Origin of the sequence: Pandoraea sp. E26 (assembly GCF_000681415.1) — a bacterium.
Lineage (GTDB): Bacteria > Pseudomonadota > Gammaproteobacteria > Burkholderiales > Burkholderiaceae > Pandoraea > Pandoraea pnomenusa.
On record NZ_AYXJ01000027.1, the window covers coordinates 127,336 to 143,644 of the forward strand.

Below are 16,309 nucleotides of genomic sequence, written 5' to 3' on the forward strand. Positions count from 1 at the left end.
TGTCCGCGCCGGCTTCGTCGGGCGCTGCCGGGGCCATGGCGTCGTCGGCGCCGTCGTCCGCCCCGGGCCGCACGTCGCCCGAGAGCGTGTCGGAGGTGAGCGCGCCAGTGCCGTCGCCCAAGCCCTCGCTGGGCGAGCGGCTGGGCCAATGGTTCGGACGCGGCGGCAAGTCCGGCGGACAAGGCGGTGGCCCGAAAGACGGCAAGGACGGCAAGATCGACGCGGCCAGACTTTCGCCGCGAGCGGAAAATGCGCTGCGGCGTCAGCTGTCGCAGTGCCTCTCGGCACGTCTGACCGACTCGGCCGCGAACGAGGCTGCGCGCGACTTCATGACGCGCTACGACGCCGCCTCGCCCGAGGAGAAACTGGCGCTGCTCGGCGTCGTTGCCGACATTTGCGCGAACGACGGACATGCCGGCGCCGACGCAAGCAGGGACGGCGCCAAGGAGGGCGAGGGCGCGAGCGTCAAACGCACCGCCGGTGGGCTGGCGGGGGCGCTGGGCAGTGCCCGAGTGCGTTTCCTCAAGCGCTTCAACGCCTTGCCGGACGGCCTGCCCTTTCTCGTGCGCTGGCGCGCGGACATGCTTCGCCACCGGGCGGCATTGCCCGGACTGGCTTCGCTCGAAGAGGATCTGGGAAGTCTCTTTTCGACGTGGTTCGACGTCGGCCTGCTGGAGCTGCATCCGATCACGTGGGATTCGCCCGCGTCGCTGCTGGAAAAGCTCATGCGCTACGAGGCGGTGCACGAGATTTCGTCGTGGGCCGATTTGCGCAACCGACTCGACTCGGATCGCCGCTGCTACGCGTTCTTCCACCCGCGCATGCCGCGCGAGCCGCTGATTTTCGTGGAAGTGGCCTTCGTGCCCGACATGGCGGCCGACGTGCATTCGCTGCTCGACGAAAAGGCACCGCTCGAGGACCTGCGACGGATTCGCTGGGCCATCTTCTATTCGATCTCGAACACCCAGCCGGGACTGCGCGGCGTGAGCTTCGGCAATTTCCTGCTCAAGCGCGTGATCGACGAACTGCAGGTGGACTTCCCAAAGTTGCGCAACTTCGCCACGCTCTCGCCGATCCCGGGGTTCAACGACTGGCTCCGGCAACTGAATGCATCGGCGCTCGCGCAGGTGCTCGGCCCGAAACGATGCAAGCTGCTCGCGCAGGACGACGCGCTGGCCGGCGACATCACGGGCGCGCAACTGATGGCGTGGCTGCAATCGACGCCCGAACGAAAGGGCGGGCAGGCGCTACAGCGCACGCTGGGGGAATCGCTGGCGGCGCACTATCTCGCGCGCGAGCAGGTGCGCGGGCTGCCGCGCGATCCGGTCGCCCGCTTCCACCTGGGCAACGGCGCGCGCGTCGAACGTATCAATTGGCACGCCGACCTGTCCAGGAAGGGCGCGAAGCAATCGTGCGGCATGATGGTCAATTATCTCTACGAGCCCGACGAGCTCGACGCCAATCTGCAGCGCCTGATCGACGGCGAGCCCGCGCTCGGGCGCGCCGTCGCCCGTTTGCTTTGATCATGACGACTTATCGATGCCGGCATCGGCGCAATGGAGACTCCCGTGAGTGAAGTGCTGCGCGACGACAGTTCGCTGGACAAGGGGTGGGTTACGCTCACGCTGTCGAATCCCGGCAAGCTCAATGCGATTTCGGTCGCGATGTGGCGCGCGTTGCGCGCGCAGGTGCAGGCGCTGGACGACGATGCGCGAGTGCGGGCCATCGTGATTCGCGGCGCGCAGGGCAACTTCGCCGCCGGCGCCGATATCGAGGAATTCCCCGCGGAGCGCGGCAGCTACGACACGCTGCGGCGTTACCACGGCGAGATCATCGGGCCCACGCTCGATGCGCTGGCGCGCTGCCGGCATCCGAGCGTGGCGCTGATCGAGGGCGTTTGCGTGGGCGGCGGGCTCGAGATCGCAACACACTGCGATCTGCGCATTGCCGGGCAGGGCGCACGATTCGGCGTGCCGATCAACAAGCTCGGCTTTCCGATGGCCCCTGGCGAACTGCGCGGTGTGCTGGCGCTTGCCGGACGCGCGGCGGCGCTGGAGATTTTGCTCGAAGGGCGTGTGTTTGATGCCGCGGAAGCCCGCGAGAAGGGCTTGCTCACGCGGGTGGTGGCCGACGACGCCGTCGAGGAAGCGGCCTATGCCAGCGCCCGGCGCCTTGTCGCCGGGGCGCCGCTCGCCGCGCAATTGAACAAATGGCTCATCGCGCGATTGTCGCCGCCCGTGCCGCCATTGTCCGAAGCCGAATGGCAGCAGGCGTTCTCGTATTGGGACTCGCACGATCACCGTGAAGGTGTCGCCGCCTTCCTCGAAAAACGTCCGCCCGATTTCCAGGGGCGATAGGCGGGGCCCGGTGCGACTCGATCCCGTGTTTCCTTTTCATTGGCTTTTTCAGGGGGGATCACCCCCGGCTTTCACCCAGGCTATTCTCCAGTTCTCCTTATGACGCAAGACGCCAACCTCTATCGACGCTTCGCCGAACGTTTTCCCGCCGACAGATCGGCATGCGCGATCGAAACACCCGAAGGGCTGTATTACAGCTGGGACGACATCGAGCACGCGAGCGCACGGATCGCCAATCTGCTCGCGAGCCTCGATCTCGCGCCGGGCGCGCGCGTTGCCGTGCAGGTCGAGAAGTCGCCCGAGGCCTTGTTGCTGTACCTCGCCACGCTGCGCGCCGGCCTCGTCTACCTGCCGCTGAACACGGCCTATCGGGAAAGCGAGATCAGCTACTTCGTCGGCAACGCGGAGCCGGATGTGGTCGTGTGCAGCCCGGCGAATTTCGGCTGGGTCTCGAAGATCGCGTTCACCAACGGCGCAAGGCACGTCTTCACGCTGGGCGACGATCGCACCGGCTCGCTGCTCGAGCGCGCGGCCTGGTTCGGCGACACGTTCGACACCGTGCCGCGCTCGCCCGACGATCTCGCCGCCATCCTCTACACCTCGGGGACCACGGGGCGCAGCAAGGGCGCGATGCTCTCGCACGGCAACCTCGCGAGCAATACGCGCGTGTTGCACCGGTTCTGGGGCTGGGGCGAGCGCGAAGGCGGCGACGTGCTGCTGCACGCACTGCCCATCTTCCACGTGCACGGACTGTTCGTTGCGAGCCATGCGGCGCTTTACTCCGGCAGCAAGATGATCTGGCTGACGAAGTTCGACGCCCGCGAGGTGCTGCGTCAGCTCCCGCGTGCCACGGTCTTCATGGGGGTGCCGACGTTCTACGTGCGCCTGCTCGCCGAGCCCGGACTCGATCGCGACGTGTGTCGCAACATTCGCCTGTTCATTTCCGGTTCCGCACCGCTGCTGCGCGAGACGTTCGAAGCGTTCCGCGAGCGAACGGGGCACACCATCCTAGAGCGCTACGGCATGTCGGAGACGGTGATGCTTGTGTCGAACCCCTATCACGGCGATCCGGCAAGCGTGCGTCGCGCGGGGACCGTCGGGGTGCCGCTGCCGGAGGTGACGGTGCGCATCGTCGGCGACGACGGTGCGCCGATCGCGCAAGGCGAGATCGGCCACATCCAGGTCAAGGGGCCGAACGTGTTCGCCGGGTACTGGCGCATGCCGGAGAAGACCGCGGAGGAATTCACGCAAGACGGGTTCTTCAAGACCGGCGACGTCGGCAAGGTCGACGAGGACGGCTACGTGCACATCGTCGGCCGCTCGAAGGATCTCATCATCTCCGGTGGCTACAACGTGTATCCGAAAGAGATCGAGGGATTCATCGACGAGATGGCCGGCGTGGCGGAGTCGGCCGTGATCGGTGTGCCGCATCCCGACTTCGGCGAGGCCGTGGTGGCCGTGATCGTGCCGCGCGCCGGTGAGCCAACGCCCGACGAGCGTACCGTCATCGATGCGCTCAAGCAGCGCATCGCCAACTTCAAGGTGCCCAAGCGCGTTCATTTCGTCAGCGAGTTGCCGCGCAATACGATGGGGAAGGTGCAGAAGAATCTGCTGCGCGAGCAGTTCAAGTAAGCGCGTTGCGGCACGGTGCCCCGGTCGGCGCTAACACGTTGTGCTGCCTGCAACGATGTGTGGCGCGACGTGGTGGCGGCGTCCGGCACAAAAAAACCGCCCTGGAGCACAGGGCGGTTTTTTGTTGGCAGCGTCCCGCGAGCGGACGTCGCCTCGTCGTCGCGCTGCGGACTCAGCGCATCTGCACGGTGCCCGACACGGTCACGGTGACCTGCGTCTTGCCGCCTTCGAGTTGCATCGGCGGCGCGGCGTCGGCACTGGCGCTCATCGCCATGGCCTTCATCGCATACGGACGCGGCATGACCGGTGCGTTCGCCCCGACCTGCACCTGACGGATCGTGTAGCTGCTGTAGCCGAAGGCCTTGGTGTTGCTCTGCGCCTGATCGCGGAACGCCTGGATCGCCTGGTTGGTCAGCTCGGCCTGCGTCTTCTCCTGCGCTTCGCGTGAGAGCGAGAACGACACGCCGTCCATTTGCATCTGCGTGGAAATCTGGCTGGCCAGACGCGACGCGGCGCCGAAATCCTTCGACGTCATTTGCAATTCGGTACGCCCGCGCCACGCGGTGATCTTGCCGTCGCGGTTCGTCGTCGGATAGAGGGATACGTTGCCGGTCTGCACCTGCACGCCGCTCTGACTCTTGGCGATCGACATCGCGCTGTTGGCCTTCTGCGTGAGATTGCGCGAGACGGTGGCCGCGTCGGGCCCCTGTTCCTGCGCCGACATCGTGATGTGAACGGTGTCCTGTTCGACTTCCTTCGTGGCGTGTGCTTCGAGACCCAGTACACCCGAGACCTGACGGTTCATGTCGTCACCCGATTGAGCGTAGGCCACATTGGCGGCGGTCGCGATCAGAAGCGCTGCGGCGAGAGATTTGCGCATAGGTATTGTCCTTTTTCGTATGTGAGTTCGCGTCTTGGCGGCGAACGTTTGACCGGTCGTCGACGGCATTCGCGATACGAGGTGCGCAAAACGTACGGCACCGCACCTGATTACGTGCTATGCGTATGTCGATGACGTTATAGAGACGCTATCGCAGCAATTTTGGTTCCCTCCTCCCGCGTCACGCGCTAAGTAAGTGCCTGCTGATAAATTTCCAATGGGCCGGCGACACCGGTGTGATCGAGAGGCGATTGCCACGGGCGAGGACCAGCATGCCGTCGAGTTCGGGCGTCTGGCGCATTTCCGTGAGCGGCACCAGTCGCGTCTTGCGATCGAGCTTGACGTCGACGAGCAGCCAGCGCGGTGATTCTGGCGTCGACTTGGGATCGAAGTAGGGGCTCTTGGGGTCGAACTGCGTGGGGTCGGGATACGGTGTCGAGGCCACCGTTGCCAGGCCGGCGATGCCGGGCACGGCACAGCTCGAGTGATAGAAGAGCACGCCGTCGCCGACGCGCATGTCGTCCCGCATGAAATTGCGCGCCTGGTAATTGCGCACGCCGGTCCATGGCAGGGTCTGATTCCGGGCGTTGGCGAGGTCGTCGATGCTTGCCTCTTCGGGTTCCGACTTCATCAACCAGTAACGTTGCGTCATGTCTTTTTGATGAGTAAGTGGGCGCAACGGGAACAAACATCGCGCAAACGTGCCCGAAGGCCGTGCATTTGTCATCAATGATTTGCCGCGCTGCGATATTAGGCCAATTCCTATACTATGCCTTTGTGATCTTCGTGTGACGTTTCATGTGGCGAATGGCATGCCGTTCGTCGCGCCTGCGCTCAACCCCCTACGCCGATAGGAGAGTGTGTCATGGCAGCAGAGCCGTCTGTTCGAAACAACGCATTTATCTTCTACTCCCTCGCCACGGTGTCGTTCATCGAGACCAGCGTTCCCGAATTCGTCTCCACCCTGAACCAGATGTACGGCGACGACGCTGAAGTGACCGCATGGCTGCGAGATACCTGGCTACCGGAGGAAGTCGAGCACGGGCGCCTCGCCAAGGATTACATCGCGCGCGTCTGGCCCGAGTTCGATTGGGAGAATGCCTACGATGCCTTCATGGCGCGCTACAAGCCGCGGTGCGACGTGCAGTACATGCGGCCGTCGCTGGCACTGGAGGCATTGTCGAGGTGCGTCACGGAGACGCAGACCGCCATGATCTATCGATGCCTCGAATCCTACATGCCGGTCGAGGAACTCAAGCGAATGATGCACAAGCTGAGCACCGAGGAGGTGGGCCACTACCGCTACTTCCGCAAGACGTTCGACCGGTACAACGCCGTGGAACAGCATGGGGTGATCAGCCGGTTGCGCACCATGGTGGCACGCAGCGAACTCGTGCGAGATGAGGACATCGCCTTCGCCTTCGAGCCGCTCAATCGTTTCTGGCGCACTGACCCGCCGTTCGAGACGCTGACGTGGGAGACATTCCTGGAGATGTCCGGCGACGTCATGAAGCAGTACATGCCGGTGGAGGCCGCGACGCGCATGATGTTCAAACCGCTCGAGACCGGCTCATGGTGGCGGGATCGTCCGGTCAAGGCGCTCATGGCGTTCATGGTGCGGCGTCAGTATCCTCAGCTCGGCAGCGAGGCCTGACGGCGGATCGAGGGGGCAAAGGCGTCGAAAGGCGTCGAGAGGCGTCGAAAGGCGTCGCGAGATTGACGGGGCGGGTGCCTGGCGTCGATCTCGCTGCACGCCGTCGATTTGCGCTTTGGCCCGGTGGAAAGCGCTCACGCCGCGGCGCGGCAAGGCCGAAGCGAGAGGCGCAGACGAAAAAAACCCCGCCTTGGCGGGGTTTTTTCGTAGTCGGCGAACCGTATTACTTGTTCGTGCCGACGACTTCGACTTCCACGCGACGATCCGGCGCGAGGCATTCGATGAGGGCCTTGCGGTTCTTCTGGTTGCAACCCGTGGTGACCGGGTTACGCTTGCCCTTGCCTTCCGTGTAGACGCGGTTGGCTTCGACGCCCTTGCTGACCAGGTATGCCTTGACAGCTTGCGCACGACGCATCGACAGACGGTCGTTGTACTTGTCGGTACCGATACGGTCGGTGTGGCCCGTAGCAACCACAACTTCCAGGTTCAGCGCCTGAATCTTGCTGGCCAGGTCGTCCAGCTTCTGCTTGCCGGCCGGCTTCAGGATGGCCTTGTCGAAGTCGAACAGGGCGTCAGCCTGGTACGTGACCTTTTGCGAGACCGGAGCGACCGGGGTCGGTGCCGGTGCCGGGGCCGGAGCCTGGGCGATGATCGAGCCGTCGCACTTGGCGTTGGCCGTGGCCGGGGTCCAGTAGGCATCGCGCCAGCAGAGCTCGTCCGAACCGTTCTTCCAAACCCACTCGCCGCTGCCGTTCACCCAGTTGTCGTTGACAGCTTGCTTCGAGGCCGCGACCGGACCCGAAACCGTTCCGACGTAGTTTTGAGCCATGGCCGAAGCAGCCATCACTGCGGTAGCTGCAACGATCGCGAGCTTAGCGAATTTATTCATATTTCTCCTCTCGAAATGAGATTCCGCAGGTTTACTGCGAGCCTAGACGACAGAACCAAAGTCTTACATCGCTCGAAGTATAACATCGGCAAGCGCGCGAAAGCGTGGCCCATGCACTTCGAATAATGTCTAACTTATGCCACGGCATTTTGCCATAGCGGTTCCGCCGCCCGCGAGTAAAACCCCAAGTTTGCCGCCCGTCGTGGCGCAGTTGTGGTTTGAGCGCAACACCTTTTGAGGCCCCTCGCCAACCGTTTCATTTCTCGTCGATGTTCGTCGTTTTGGTGTGCCGCAGATCTCTTGTGCGTCGCATCACGCCCGATTCGGATGCCCATGACGGGCATGTTAGAATCACGGGATCATATCGCCGGCAGCCGCCTATCGCGATTAGAGTTTGATAGACGAGAATAATGGATCAGTTCGCCAAAGAAACTCTCCCGATTTCGCTCGAAGAAGAAATGCGGCGGTCGTACCTCGATTACGCCATGAGCGTGATCGTCGGCCGCGCCTTGCCGGACGTGCGCGACGGCCTCAAGCCCGTGCACCGCCGCGCGCTGTTCGCCATGCATGAGTTGAACAACGACTGGAACCGGGCGTACAAGAAATCGGCGCGTATCGTCGGTGACGTCATCGGTAAGTACCACCCGCACGGCGACGCTTCCGTATACGACACCATCGTGCGGATGGCTCAGCCATTCTCGCTGCGTTACATGCTCGTCGACGGCCAGGGCAACTTCGGTTCGGTCGACGGCGACAACGCCGCCGCCATGCGCTACACCGAAGTGCGCATGGCCAAGATCGGTCATGAGTTGCTCGCGGACATCGACAAGGAAACGGTCGACTTCGGTCCGAACTACGACGGCAGCGAGAAGGAGCCCCTGATCCTGCCCGCCCGCATCCCGAACCTGCTGCTCAACGGCTCGTCGGGGATCGCGGTGGGCATGGCCACCAACATTCCGCCGCACAACCTCAACGAAGTGGTCGAGGGGTGCCTGCATCTGTTGAAGCATCCGGATGCCACCGTCGACGAACTGATCGAGATCATTCCGGCGCCGGACTTCCCGACGGCCGGCATCATCTACGGCATTTCCGGGGTGCGTGAAGGCTACCGCACCGGTCGTGGCCGTGTGGTGATGCGAGCGAAGACTCACTTCGAGGATATCGATCGCGGTCAGCGCGTGGCGATCATCGTCGACGAGCTGCCGTATCAGGTGAACAAGCGCTCACTGCTCGAGCGTATTGCGGAACTGGTCAACGAGAAGCGTCTCGAGGGCATCTCCGACATTCGCGACGAGTCCGACAAGAGCGGCATGCGCGTGGTGATCGAGCTCAAGCGCGGCGAAGTGCCCGAGGTGGTGCTGAACAATCTCTACAAGCACACGCAACTGCAGGACACGTTCGGCATGAACATGGTGGCGCTGGTCGACGGCCAGCCCAAGCTGCTGAACCTGCGCGAGATGCTGGTGCACTTCCTTGCGCACCGCCGCGAAGTGATTACTCGCCGCACCGTATACGAACTGCGTCGCGCGCGTGAGCGCGGCCATGTGCTCGAGGGGCTGGCGGTCGCGCTCGCGAACATCGACGACTTCATCGCGATCATCAAGGCCGCGCCTACGCCGCCGATCGCGAAGTCCGCGCTGATGGAAAAGTCTTGGGATTCGTCGGTGGTGCGCGAAATGCTTGCGCGCGCCGAAAGCGAAACCCAGGGCGGTCGTGCCGCTTATCGCCCCGAGGGGCTCGACGCCGACGTCGGCATGCAGGCCGATGGCCTGTATCGGCTGTCGGAGACGCAGGCGCAGGAAATTCTCCAAATGCGTCTGCAGCGCCTGACCGGCCTCGAGCAGGACAAGATCGTCTCCGAGTACAAGGAAGTGATGGCCCAGATCGCCGACCTGCTCGACATCCTGGCGCGTCCCATCCGCGTGACGACGATCATCAGCGAAGAGCTGACCTCGGTGCGCGCCGAGTTCGGCGACGCCCGTCGCTCGACCATCGAGCACAACGCGACCGAACTGGATACGGAAGACCTCATCACGCCGCAGGACATGGTCGTGACGCTGTCGCACTCCGGTTACATCAAGTCGATGCCGCTGTCCGAGTACCGGGCGCAGAAGCGCGGCGGTCGCGGCAAGCAGGCGGCCGCCACGAAGGACGACGACTGGATCGACACGCTGTTCATCGCCAACACGCACGACACGATCCTGTGCTTCTCGAACCGCGGCCGCGTGTACTGGATCAAGGTATACGAAGTGCCGCAGGGTTCGCGGAACTCGCGTGGCCGTCCGATCGTCAATATGTTCCCGTTGCAGGAAGGCGAGAAGATCAACGTGGTGCTGCCGGTCAAGGAGTACACCGAAGATCGCTTCGTGTTCATGGCAACGAGCTTGGGCACGGTCAAGAAGACGCCGCTGGCGGCCTTCAGCCGTCCGCTAAAGAAGGGCATCATCGCTGTGAATCTCGATGACGGCGACGTGCTGATCGGCGCGGCCATCACCGATGGCGCTCACGACGTGATGCTGTTCTCCGACGCCGGCAAGGCGGTTCGCTTCGACGAGAACGATGTGCGTCCGATGGGGCGCGAGGCGCGCGGCGTTCGCGGTATGCAACTGGAAGAAGGCCAGAACGTCATCGCGCTGCTGGTCGCCGAGAACGAGCAGCAGTCGGTGCTCACGGCGACCGTGAACGGTTACGGCAAGCGCACGTCGATCACGGAATATACCCGCCACGGCCGTGGCACTAAGGGTATGATTGCGATCCAGACGAGCGAGCGTAACGGCCGGGTGGTCGCGGCGACGCTGGTCGAGCCGGATGACGAGATCATGCTGATCACGACGGGCGGCGTGCTGATCCGTACGCGTGTGTCGGAAATTCGCGAAATGGGCCGCGCGACGCAGGGGGTGACGCTGATCAGCCTGGACGAAGGCACGACGCTGTCGGGCTTGCAGCGGATCGTCGAGTCCGACGCCGAAGTGGCCGAAAATGGCGACGCGCACGGCGACGACGAGACGCCCGAGGCGGATGTCACGGAGTAATACGGGCGTAACTCGATGTAAGCTACGGGTGCATTGCCCCGAAAAGTCAGTAGAATCTGGCCCGATGCAGTGAAGTGCCCAGGCGAGGATGCATCTATTTATCGTCGGTGATAGCCGGCGAACTTTGGAGTGACTATTACTATGCAACACAACGTCAAGAAGTGGATGTGGCTGCTGCTGGCAGCACCGGCAATGGCAATGGCTCAGCAGAGCGCCCCGCTCGACGCTGACAAGAAGGCAGCCATCAAGGAACTGCTCGACGCCATCGATTCGTCCAAGCTCGTGACCGCCATCGGCGAAGGCGCGCAGCAGCAGGCGAAGCAACTTGCGCCGCAAGTGCTCGAGCGTCAACTGGTCGAGAACAAGACGCTGTCCGATGCGCAGAAGCAGGCCATCGTGCCGACGCTGCAACAGAATTCGGTTCAGAAGCTCGTCGACGGTGCAGGCAAGGTCTTCACTTCGGACAGCTTCAAGAACGACGCCGTGCAAGCGCAGTACAACGCTTACGGCAAGTTCTACACCACCGAGGAAATCAAGGGTCTGACGGCGTTCTACAAGAGCCCGGTCGGCCAGAAGTACATCAAGGTGCAAGACCAGGTCGGCCAGGAAGTCGTTGGCGGTCTGATGCAGAAGTACATGCCGCAATCGATCGACGCGACCAGCAAGCAAGCTGACGCCGAGATCGCCGCGGCCGCCAAGTCGGCACCGAAGGGTCCGGCCAAGAAGTAACGTCGGCGGGTCCCGCGGGATTCGACCGATCATGGCCGTTTGCGAGCGATCGCAAACGGCCATTTTGCTTTGATGGGGTAAAACGGCAGATTCCTCTCGGAATTTTCCAGATTTCCGTCATCCGACGCCGGATTTGCGGTTGACACCCGCACGTCGTGCCCAACTGGCGGTATAGTTGGGCCTTGCCGCCGCTTTTTATACGCCTTTCGGTCATTTCTCAGGCTTCAGAGCGTCGTCGAACCGTCGCCGGGTCATCCCGGGCTATCGTTTGGCGGGGCCACTCGCGACCGAACCGCCGCGGTCCATCGTCAGACGTGAAACGCAAGCCGCACGGGTCAATGTCCGCCGGCTTGCGTTTCACTTTTACTGCTGCAAAACGATCATGACGCGCGCTTTCAACTTTTCCGCCGGTCCGGCGGCGCTCCCTGCCGAGGTGCTGACCCAGGCAGCCGAAGAGATGCTCGATTGGCACGGGGCCGGCATGGGTGTGATGGAAATGAGCCATCGCGGCCGTGAGTTCATGAGCATCCTGGCCGACGCGCAAGCCAATCTGCGCGAACTGCTCGCGGTGCCCGACAACTACCGCATTCTTTTCATGCAGGGCGGGGCGCTCGCCGAGAACGCGATCATCCCGATGAATCTGCTCGGCGGCGCGCGCGCGGCGCAGCGCCAGACGGCGGACTATGTCGTGACCGGCTCCTGGTCGGTGAAGTCGCAGAAGGAGGCGCGCAAGTATTGCGACGTCAATATCGCCGCGAGCACCGAGGCGGAGCACTTCACACGCTTGCCGGGCATGGACGAGTGGCGACTTTCGAAGGATCCGGCCTACGTCCACATCTGCACGAACGAGACCATTCACGGCGTGGAGTATTTCTGGACACCGGATCTGGCGACCGCGGGGCTGGCCGACGTGCCGCTCGTCGCGGATGTTTCGTCGCACATTCTGTCGCGCCCGATGGACGTGTCGAAGTTCGGCGTGATGTATGGCGGTGCGCAGAAGAATATCGGGCCGTCGGGCCTGACCGTGGTCATTGTGCGCGACGACCTGCTCGGGCGGGCATTGCCGTTCACGCCGAGTGCGTTCGACTGGAAGATCGTGGCCGAGAACGACTCGATGTTCAACACGCCGCCGACCTACGCGATCTATATCGCGGGTCTGGTGTTCCAGTGGCTCAAGCGCCAAGGCGGGCTGGCCGCCATGGAAGCGCAGAACAAGGCGAAGGCCGAGCTTCTGTACGGCTTTCTCGACGGCAGCGACTTTTACCGCACGCCGGTGGCGCCGGACTGCCGCTCGCGCATGAATGTGCCGTTTTTCCTGCACGACGACGCATTGAACGAGACCTTCCTGGCCGGCGCTCGCGAGCGCGGGCTGCTGCAACTCAAGGGCCACAAGTCCGTGGGGGGTATGCGCGCCTCGATCTACAACGCGATGCCGCTCGACGGCGTCCGGGCGCTGGTCGACTATCTGCGTGAATTCGAGCGCAGTCACGGCTGACGAGGACGCGAGACCGGTGCATTCGAATGCTTTCCATGCTTTGAACGTCCTGCGGGACTCCGCACCGGGAGCCGTCCGACCATGTCCCATCGCAAGAAGACAATACGCTCCATGGATGAAGATCTGAACGCATCGCTGCGCCCCTTGCGCGAGAAAATCGATGCCATCGACGCGCAGCTCCTGAAGCTGCTCAATCAACGTGCGGCCGTCGCCCTGGAAGTGGGTGAGGTCAAGAAGCGTTTTGGCGCGCCGGTGTTTCGGCCCGAGCGCGAACTGCAGGTAATTTCGCGCTTGCAGCAAGCCAACGACGGGCCGTTGTACGGCGACAATCTTGCTTCGATCTGGCGCGAAATCATGTCGGCCAGCCGTGCGCTGGAGAAGGTGCTGACCGTTGCCTATCTGGGGCCGGCCGGCACTTACAGCGAGCAGGCGGCCTTCTCTTATTTCGGTCAGAGTGTGAAGGGCCTGCCGTGCCCGTCGCTCGACGAGGTGTTTCGTGCGGTCGAGGCCGGCAGCGCGGACTTTGGGGTAGTGCCCGTCGAGAATTCGACCGAGGGTGTGGTGTCGCGCACGCTCGATCTGCTGCTGCAAAGCCCGCTGACGATCAGTGGCGAAGTGGCGCTGCCAATCCATCACAACCTGATGTCGCAATCCGGGACGCTCGACGGCGTGACCCGGATCTGCTCGCACGCGCAGTCGCTCGCGCAATGCCAGCACTGGTTGACAGCACATTTTCCGCGGTTGGAGCGTCAGGCCGTGTCGAGCAACGCGGAGGCGGCCCGCATGGCCGCCGCGGATCCGAGCGTCGCCGCGATTGCCGGCGAATCCGCCGCCACCCAGTACGGACTGCAAATCGCGTTTTCGCATGTGCAGGACGATCCGCACAATCGCACCCGCTTCGTGGTCGTCGGTACGCAGGACCCTGCCCCGAGCGGGCGGGACCAGACCTCGCTCATTCTGTCCGTGCCCAATCGTGCTGGCGCCGTGGTGGCATTGCTCGAGCCCCTCGCGAACAACGGTGTGTCGATGACGCGTTTCGAGTCGCGTCCCGCCAAGAGCGGCGCGTGGGAGTACTACTTCTACATCGACTTCGAAGGGCATCGCGACGATCCGAATGTCGCCAAGGCGCTCGAATCGCTGCGTCAGAATGCGGCGTATTGCAAGGTGCTCGGGTCTTACCCGCGCTCCGCATGAGCGGCGGGGACGGGACGATGGTCCTGAACAAACTCGTCATCTGTGGCGTGGGCCTGATCGGCGGCTCGCTGGCGCGAGCGCTGAAGGCGGAAGGCGCCGTGAAGGAAGTGATCGGCGTCGGGCGCAGTGAGGCGTCGCTTCGGCGGGCGTGCGAGCTTGGCGTGATCGATCGTGCGGCCACGTCGATGGCGGCTGCCGTGACAGGCGCCGATGTCGTGGTGCTCGCGGCGCCGGTGGCGCAAACGCCCGCGCTGCTGAGCGCCATTCGGCCCTGTCTCGGCGGAAATACGATTGTCACCGACGCCGGAAGTACCAAGTCGGACGCCGTGGCTGCCGCAAGTGCGGCGCTCGGGGATGACGCCTGGCGTTTCGTGCCCGGTCATCCGATTGCCGGCGCGGAGCGATCTGGCGTCGAGGCCGCGACGGTGGATCTGTACCGGGATCGCCGCGTGGTGCTTTGCCCGCAACCGGGCAACCGCAGCGAGGACGTGGCGCGTATCCGGGGCATGTGGGAGACGACTGGCGCACGCGTATCGGAGATGTCCGAAACACAGCACGATCACGTGTTCGCTTCGGTCAGTCATTTGCCACACGTCCTCTCGTATGCGTTGATCGCCCAGATTCTCGACGCACCCGATGCGTCGTTGAAGTTCGGCTTCGCGGGCGGAGGCTTTCGCGACTTCACCCGCATCGCGGCGTCGAACCCCGAAATGTGGCGCGATATCTGCGTGGCCAATCGTGATGCGTTGCTGGCCGAACTCGACGGTTACCTCGCCACGCTCGGCTCGCTGCGACAATTGATCGATGCCGGCGACGGCGCCGGTCTCGAGGCCGTATTCGCGCGCGCCAGCCAGGCGCGCACGGACTGGGCCAGGCAACAGGAAAAGTAATGGAAACGCTCGATCTCGGCCCTTACGGCCACGCCGAAGGCACGCTTCGCTTGCCCGGCTCGAAAAGCATCTCGAACCGCGTGCTGTTGCTCGCCGCGCTTTCGCGGGGCACGACTCGCGTGCGGGAGCTGCTCGCGTCCGACGACACGCAGGTGATGCTCGATGCGCTCGCCGCGCTCGGTGTCAAGTGCACGCAGGTGGGCGATTCGCGTGACTTCATCGTCGAGGGATGTGGCGGCGCGTTTCCCGTCAAGGCCGCGAAGCTGTTCATGGGCAATGCGGGGACGGCGATTCGCCCGCTCACGGCGGCGCTCTCGCTGAGTCATGGCGACTACGAAGTGTCGGGCGTGGCACGGATGCACGAGCGGCCGATCGGCGATCTGGTCGACGGCCTGCGTCAACTGGGCGCGCGGATCGATTACCTCGGCAATGCCGGTTATCCGCCGTTGCATATCAGGCCTGCCGACGTGCACGCGCCGCAATCGCCGATTCGCGTGCGGGGCGACGTCTCGAGCCAGTTCCTGACGGCACTGCTGCTTACGTTGCCGCTGCTGGCTTCGGCATCGGGTGAGATCGTCGTGGAAGTCGAGGGCGAACTCATCTCCAGGCCATACATCGACATCACCCTGCGGTTGCTGCGGCGCTTCGGGATCGATGTCCGGCAGGATGGCTGGTCGCGCTTCACGCTCCCGGCGGCGGGAGCGGACGGCGCGAAGTATCGCAGTCCGGGAGACCTCCGCGTCGAGGGCGACGCCTCGTCGGCATCGTATTTTCTTGCGGCCGGCGCCATTGGCGGCGGGCCGGTGCGTGTGCAGGGTGTGGGGCGCGACAGCATTCAGGGCGACGTGCGTTTCGTCGAAGCCCTGGAGGCGATGGGGGCGCGCGTGACGTTGCACGACGATGCCATCGAAGTGAACGGCATCGACACGCCCAGCGGCAAGCTGCGTGCGCTCGACATGGACTTCAATCACATCCCCGACGCGGCGATGACGATTGCGGTCGCGGCGTTGTTTGCCGATGGCACGACCACGCTGCGCAACATCGCAAGCTGGCGTGTCAAGGAGACGGATCGTCTCACGGCAATGGCCACGGAGCTGCGCAAGGTCGGCGCGACGGTGGAAGAGGGCGCCGATTATCTGCGGGTGACCCCTCCCGCCGCGTTGACGCCGAACGCCGCCATCGATACGTATGACGATCACCGCATGGCCATGTGCTTCTCGCTCGTGAGCTTGGGCGGTGTGCCGGTGACGATCAACGACCCGAAGTGCGTGGGCAAGACGTTCCCGACGTATTTCGCCGAGTTCGTTCGGATCGCGTCGTAATCGCGTCGTAATCGGGTCGGAAGCGCGCCACAAACGCGCCACAAACGCGCCACAAACGCGCCACAAACGCGCCGCATCCGGAGGCCTCCCGCGAGGCTCTCGACATCCGGGTGCCGCCCGGCGGCGCGCGGCCGCGCCGCGGTTTGATCCGGTTCGTCGCGGTGCTTCGTGATGCGTCGCGATTCGGCGTGGTTGGGCGTGATTCGGCGCAAGCCGCGCGGGCGAGCGGGGCCAT

General features: G+C 63.8%; 13 protein-coding genes. 10 read left to right on the top strand and 3 right to left on the bottom strand.

Translation table 11 applies throughout. From position 1 onward, the window contains the following. Nucleotides 1-35: 35 nt before the first annotated feature. The 3 genes from W930_RS0117055 to W930_RS0117065 all read left to right on the top strand — a co-directional run bounded on the left by W930_RS0117055 (nt 36) and on the right by W930_RS0117065 (nt 3,989). The gene (locus tag W930_RS0117055; protein ID WP_051399331.1) at nt 36-1,523 is read left to right on the top strand and encodes a malonyl-CoA decarboxylase domain-containing protein; all 1,488 of its coding nucleotides are present in this window, start codon (nt 36-38) and stop codon (nt 1,521-1,523) included. A 33-nt stretch (nt 1,524-1,556) separates the two neighbouring features. Then, a complete protein-coding gene (locus W930_RS0117060; protein WP_080685303.1) occupies nt 1,557-2,357 on the top strand; it encodes an enoyl-CoA hydratase/isomerase family protein in 801 nt (266 codons plus the stop codon). A gap of 99 nt (nt 2,358-2,456) precedes the next feature. Then, nucleotides 2,457-3,989, top strand: a complete 1,533-nt coding sequence (locus W930_RS0117065; protein ID WP_023597160.1) for a malonyl-CoA synthase — start codon at nt 2,457-2,459, stop codon at nt 3,987-3,989. A gap of 172 nt (nt 3,990-4,161) precedes the next feature. On the opposite strand, the gene W930_RS0117070 is transcribed toward W930_RS0117065, so the two are convergent. Beyond that, the gene (locus W930_RS0117070; protein WP_023873446.1) at nt 4,162-4,869 is read right to left on the bottom strand and encodes an SIMPL domain-containing protein; all 708 of its coding nucleotides are present in this window, start codon (nt 4,867-4,869) and stop codon (nt 4,162-4,164) included. 181 nt (nt 4,870-5,050) lie between these two features. Further along, nucleotides 5,051-5,521: an EVE domain-containing protein gene (locus tag W930_RS0117075; protein WP_023873447.1), complete on the bottom strand. Its 471-nt coding sequence runs from the start codon at nt 5,519-5,521 to the stop codon at nt 5,051-5,053. A 213-nt stretch (nt 5,522-5,734) separates the two neighbouring features. Here W930_RS0117075 and W930_RS29245 point away from each other — a divergent pair, with 213 nt between their 5' ends. Further along, complete coding sequence (locus W930_RS29245) at nt 5,735-6,523, top strand: hypothetical protein (RefSeq protein ID WP_023597157.1); 789 nt, start codon at nt 5,735-5,737, stop codon at nt 6,521-6,523. 223 nt (nt 6,524-6,746) lie between these two features. On the opposite strand, the gene ompA is transcribed toward W930_RS29245, so the two are convergent. Then, nucleotides 6,747-7,412: an outer membrane protein OmpA gene (gene ompA / locus W930_RS0117085; protein ID WP_023597156.1), complete on the bottom strand. Its 666-nt coding sequence runs from the start codon at nt 7,410-7,412 to the stop codon at nt 6,747-6,749. A 410-nt stretch (nt 7,413-7,822) separates the two neighbouring features. Here ompA and gyrA point away from each other — a divergent pair, with 410 nt between their 5' ends. The 6 genes from gyrA (at nt 7,823) to aroA (ending at nt 16,074) form a co-directional block, all read left to right on the top strand. Beyond that, nucleotides 7,823-10,444 carry a DNA gyrase subunit A gene (gyrA, locus tag W930_RS0117090; protein ID WP_023597155.1) on the top strand — a complete coding sequence of 874 codons (2,622 nt, stop codon included), beginning with the start codon at nt 7,823-7,825 and terminating at the stop codon, nt 10,442-10,444. A 141-nt stretch (nt 10,445-10,585) separates the two neighbouring features. Next, a complete protein-coding gene (locus W930_RS0117095; protein WP_023597154.1) occupies nt 10,586-11,173 on the top strand; it encodes a DUF2059 domain-containing protein in 588 nt (195 codons plus the stop codon). Nucleotides 11,174-11,555: 382 nt separating this feature from the next. Next, nucleotides 11,556-12,668 (top strand): 3-phosphoserine/phosphohydroxythreonine transaminase, encoded by a 1,113-nt coding sequence (gene serC / locus W930_RS0117100; RefSeq protein WP_023873449.1) that lies wholly within the window; start codon nt 11,556-11,558, stop codon nt 12,666-12,668. 111 nt (nt 12,669-12,779) lie between these two features. Then, nucleotides 12,780-13,862, top strand: coding sequence for a prephenate dehydratase (pheA, locus tag W930_RS0117105; protein ID WP_023873451.1), 1,083 nt, complete (start codon nt 12,780-12,782; stop codon nt 13,860-13,862). Between the two features lie 17 nt (nt 13,863-13,879). Next, nucleotides 13,880-14,752, top strand: coding sequence for a prephenate dehydrogenase/arogenate dehydrogenase family protein (locus tag W930_RS0117110; RefSeq protein ID WP_024788822.1), 873 nt, complete (start codon nt 13,880-13,882; stop codon nt 14,750-14,752). Further along, nucleotides 14,752-16,074: a 3-phosphoshikimate 1-carboxyvinyltransferase gene (aroA, locus tag W930_RS0117115; protein WP_023873453.1), complete on the top strand. Its 1,323-nt coding sequence runs from the start codon at nt 14,752-14,754 to the stop codon at nt 16,072-16,074. Before W930_RS0117110 ends, aroA begins: the two co-directional genes overlap by 1 nt. Nucleotides 16,075-16,309: the final 235 nt, after the last annotated feature.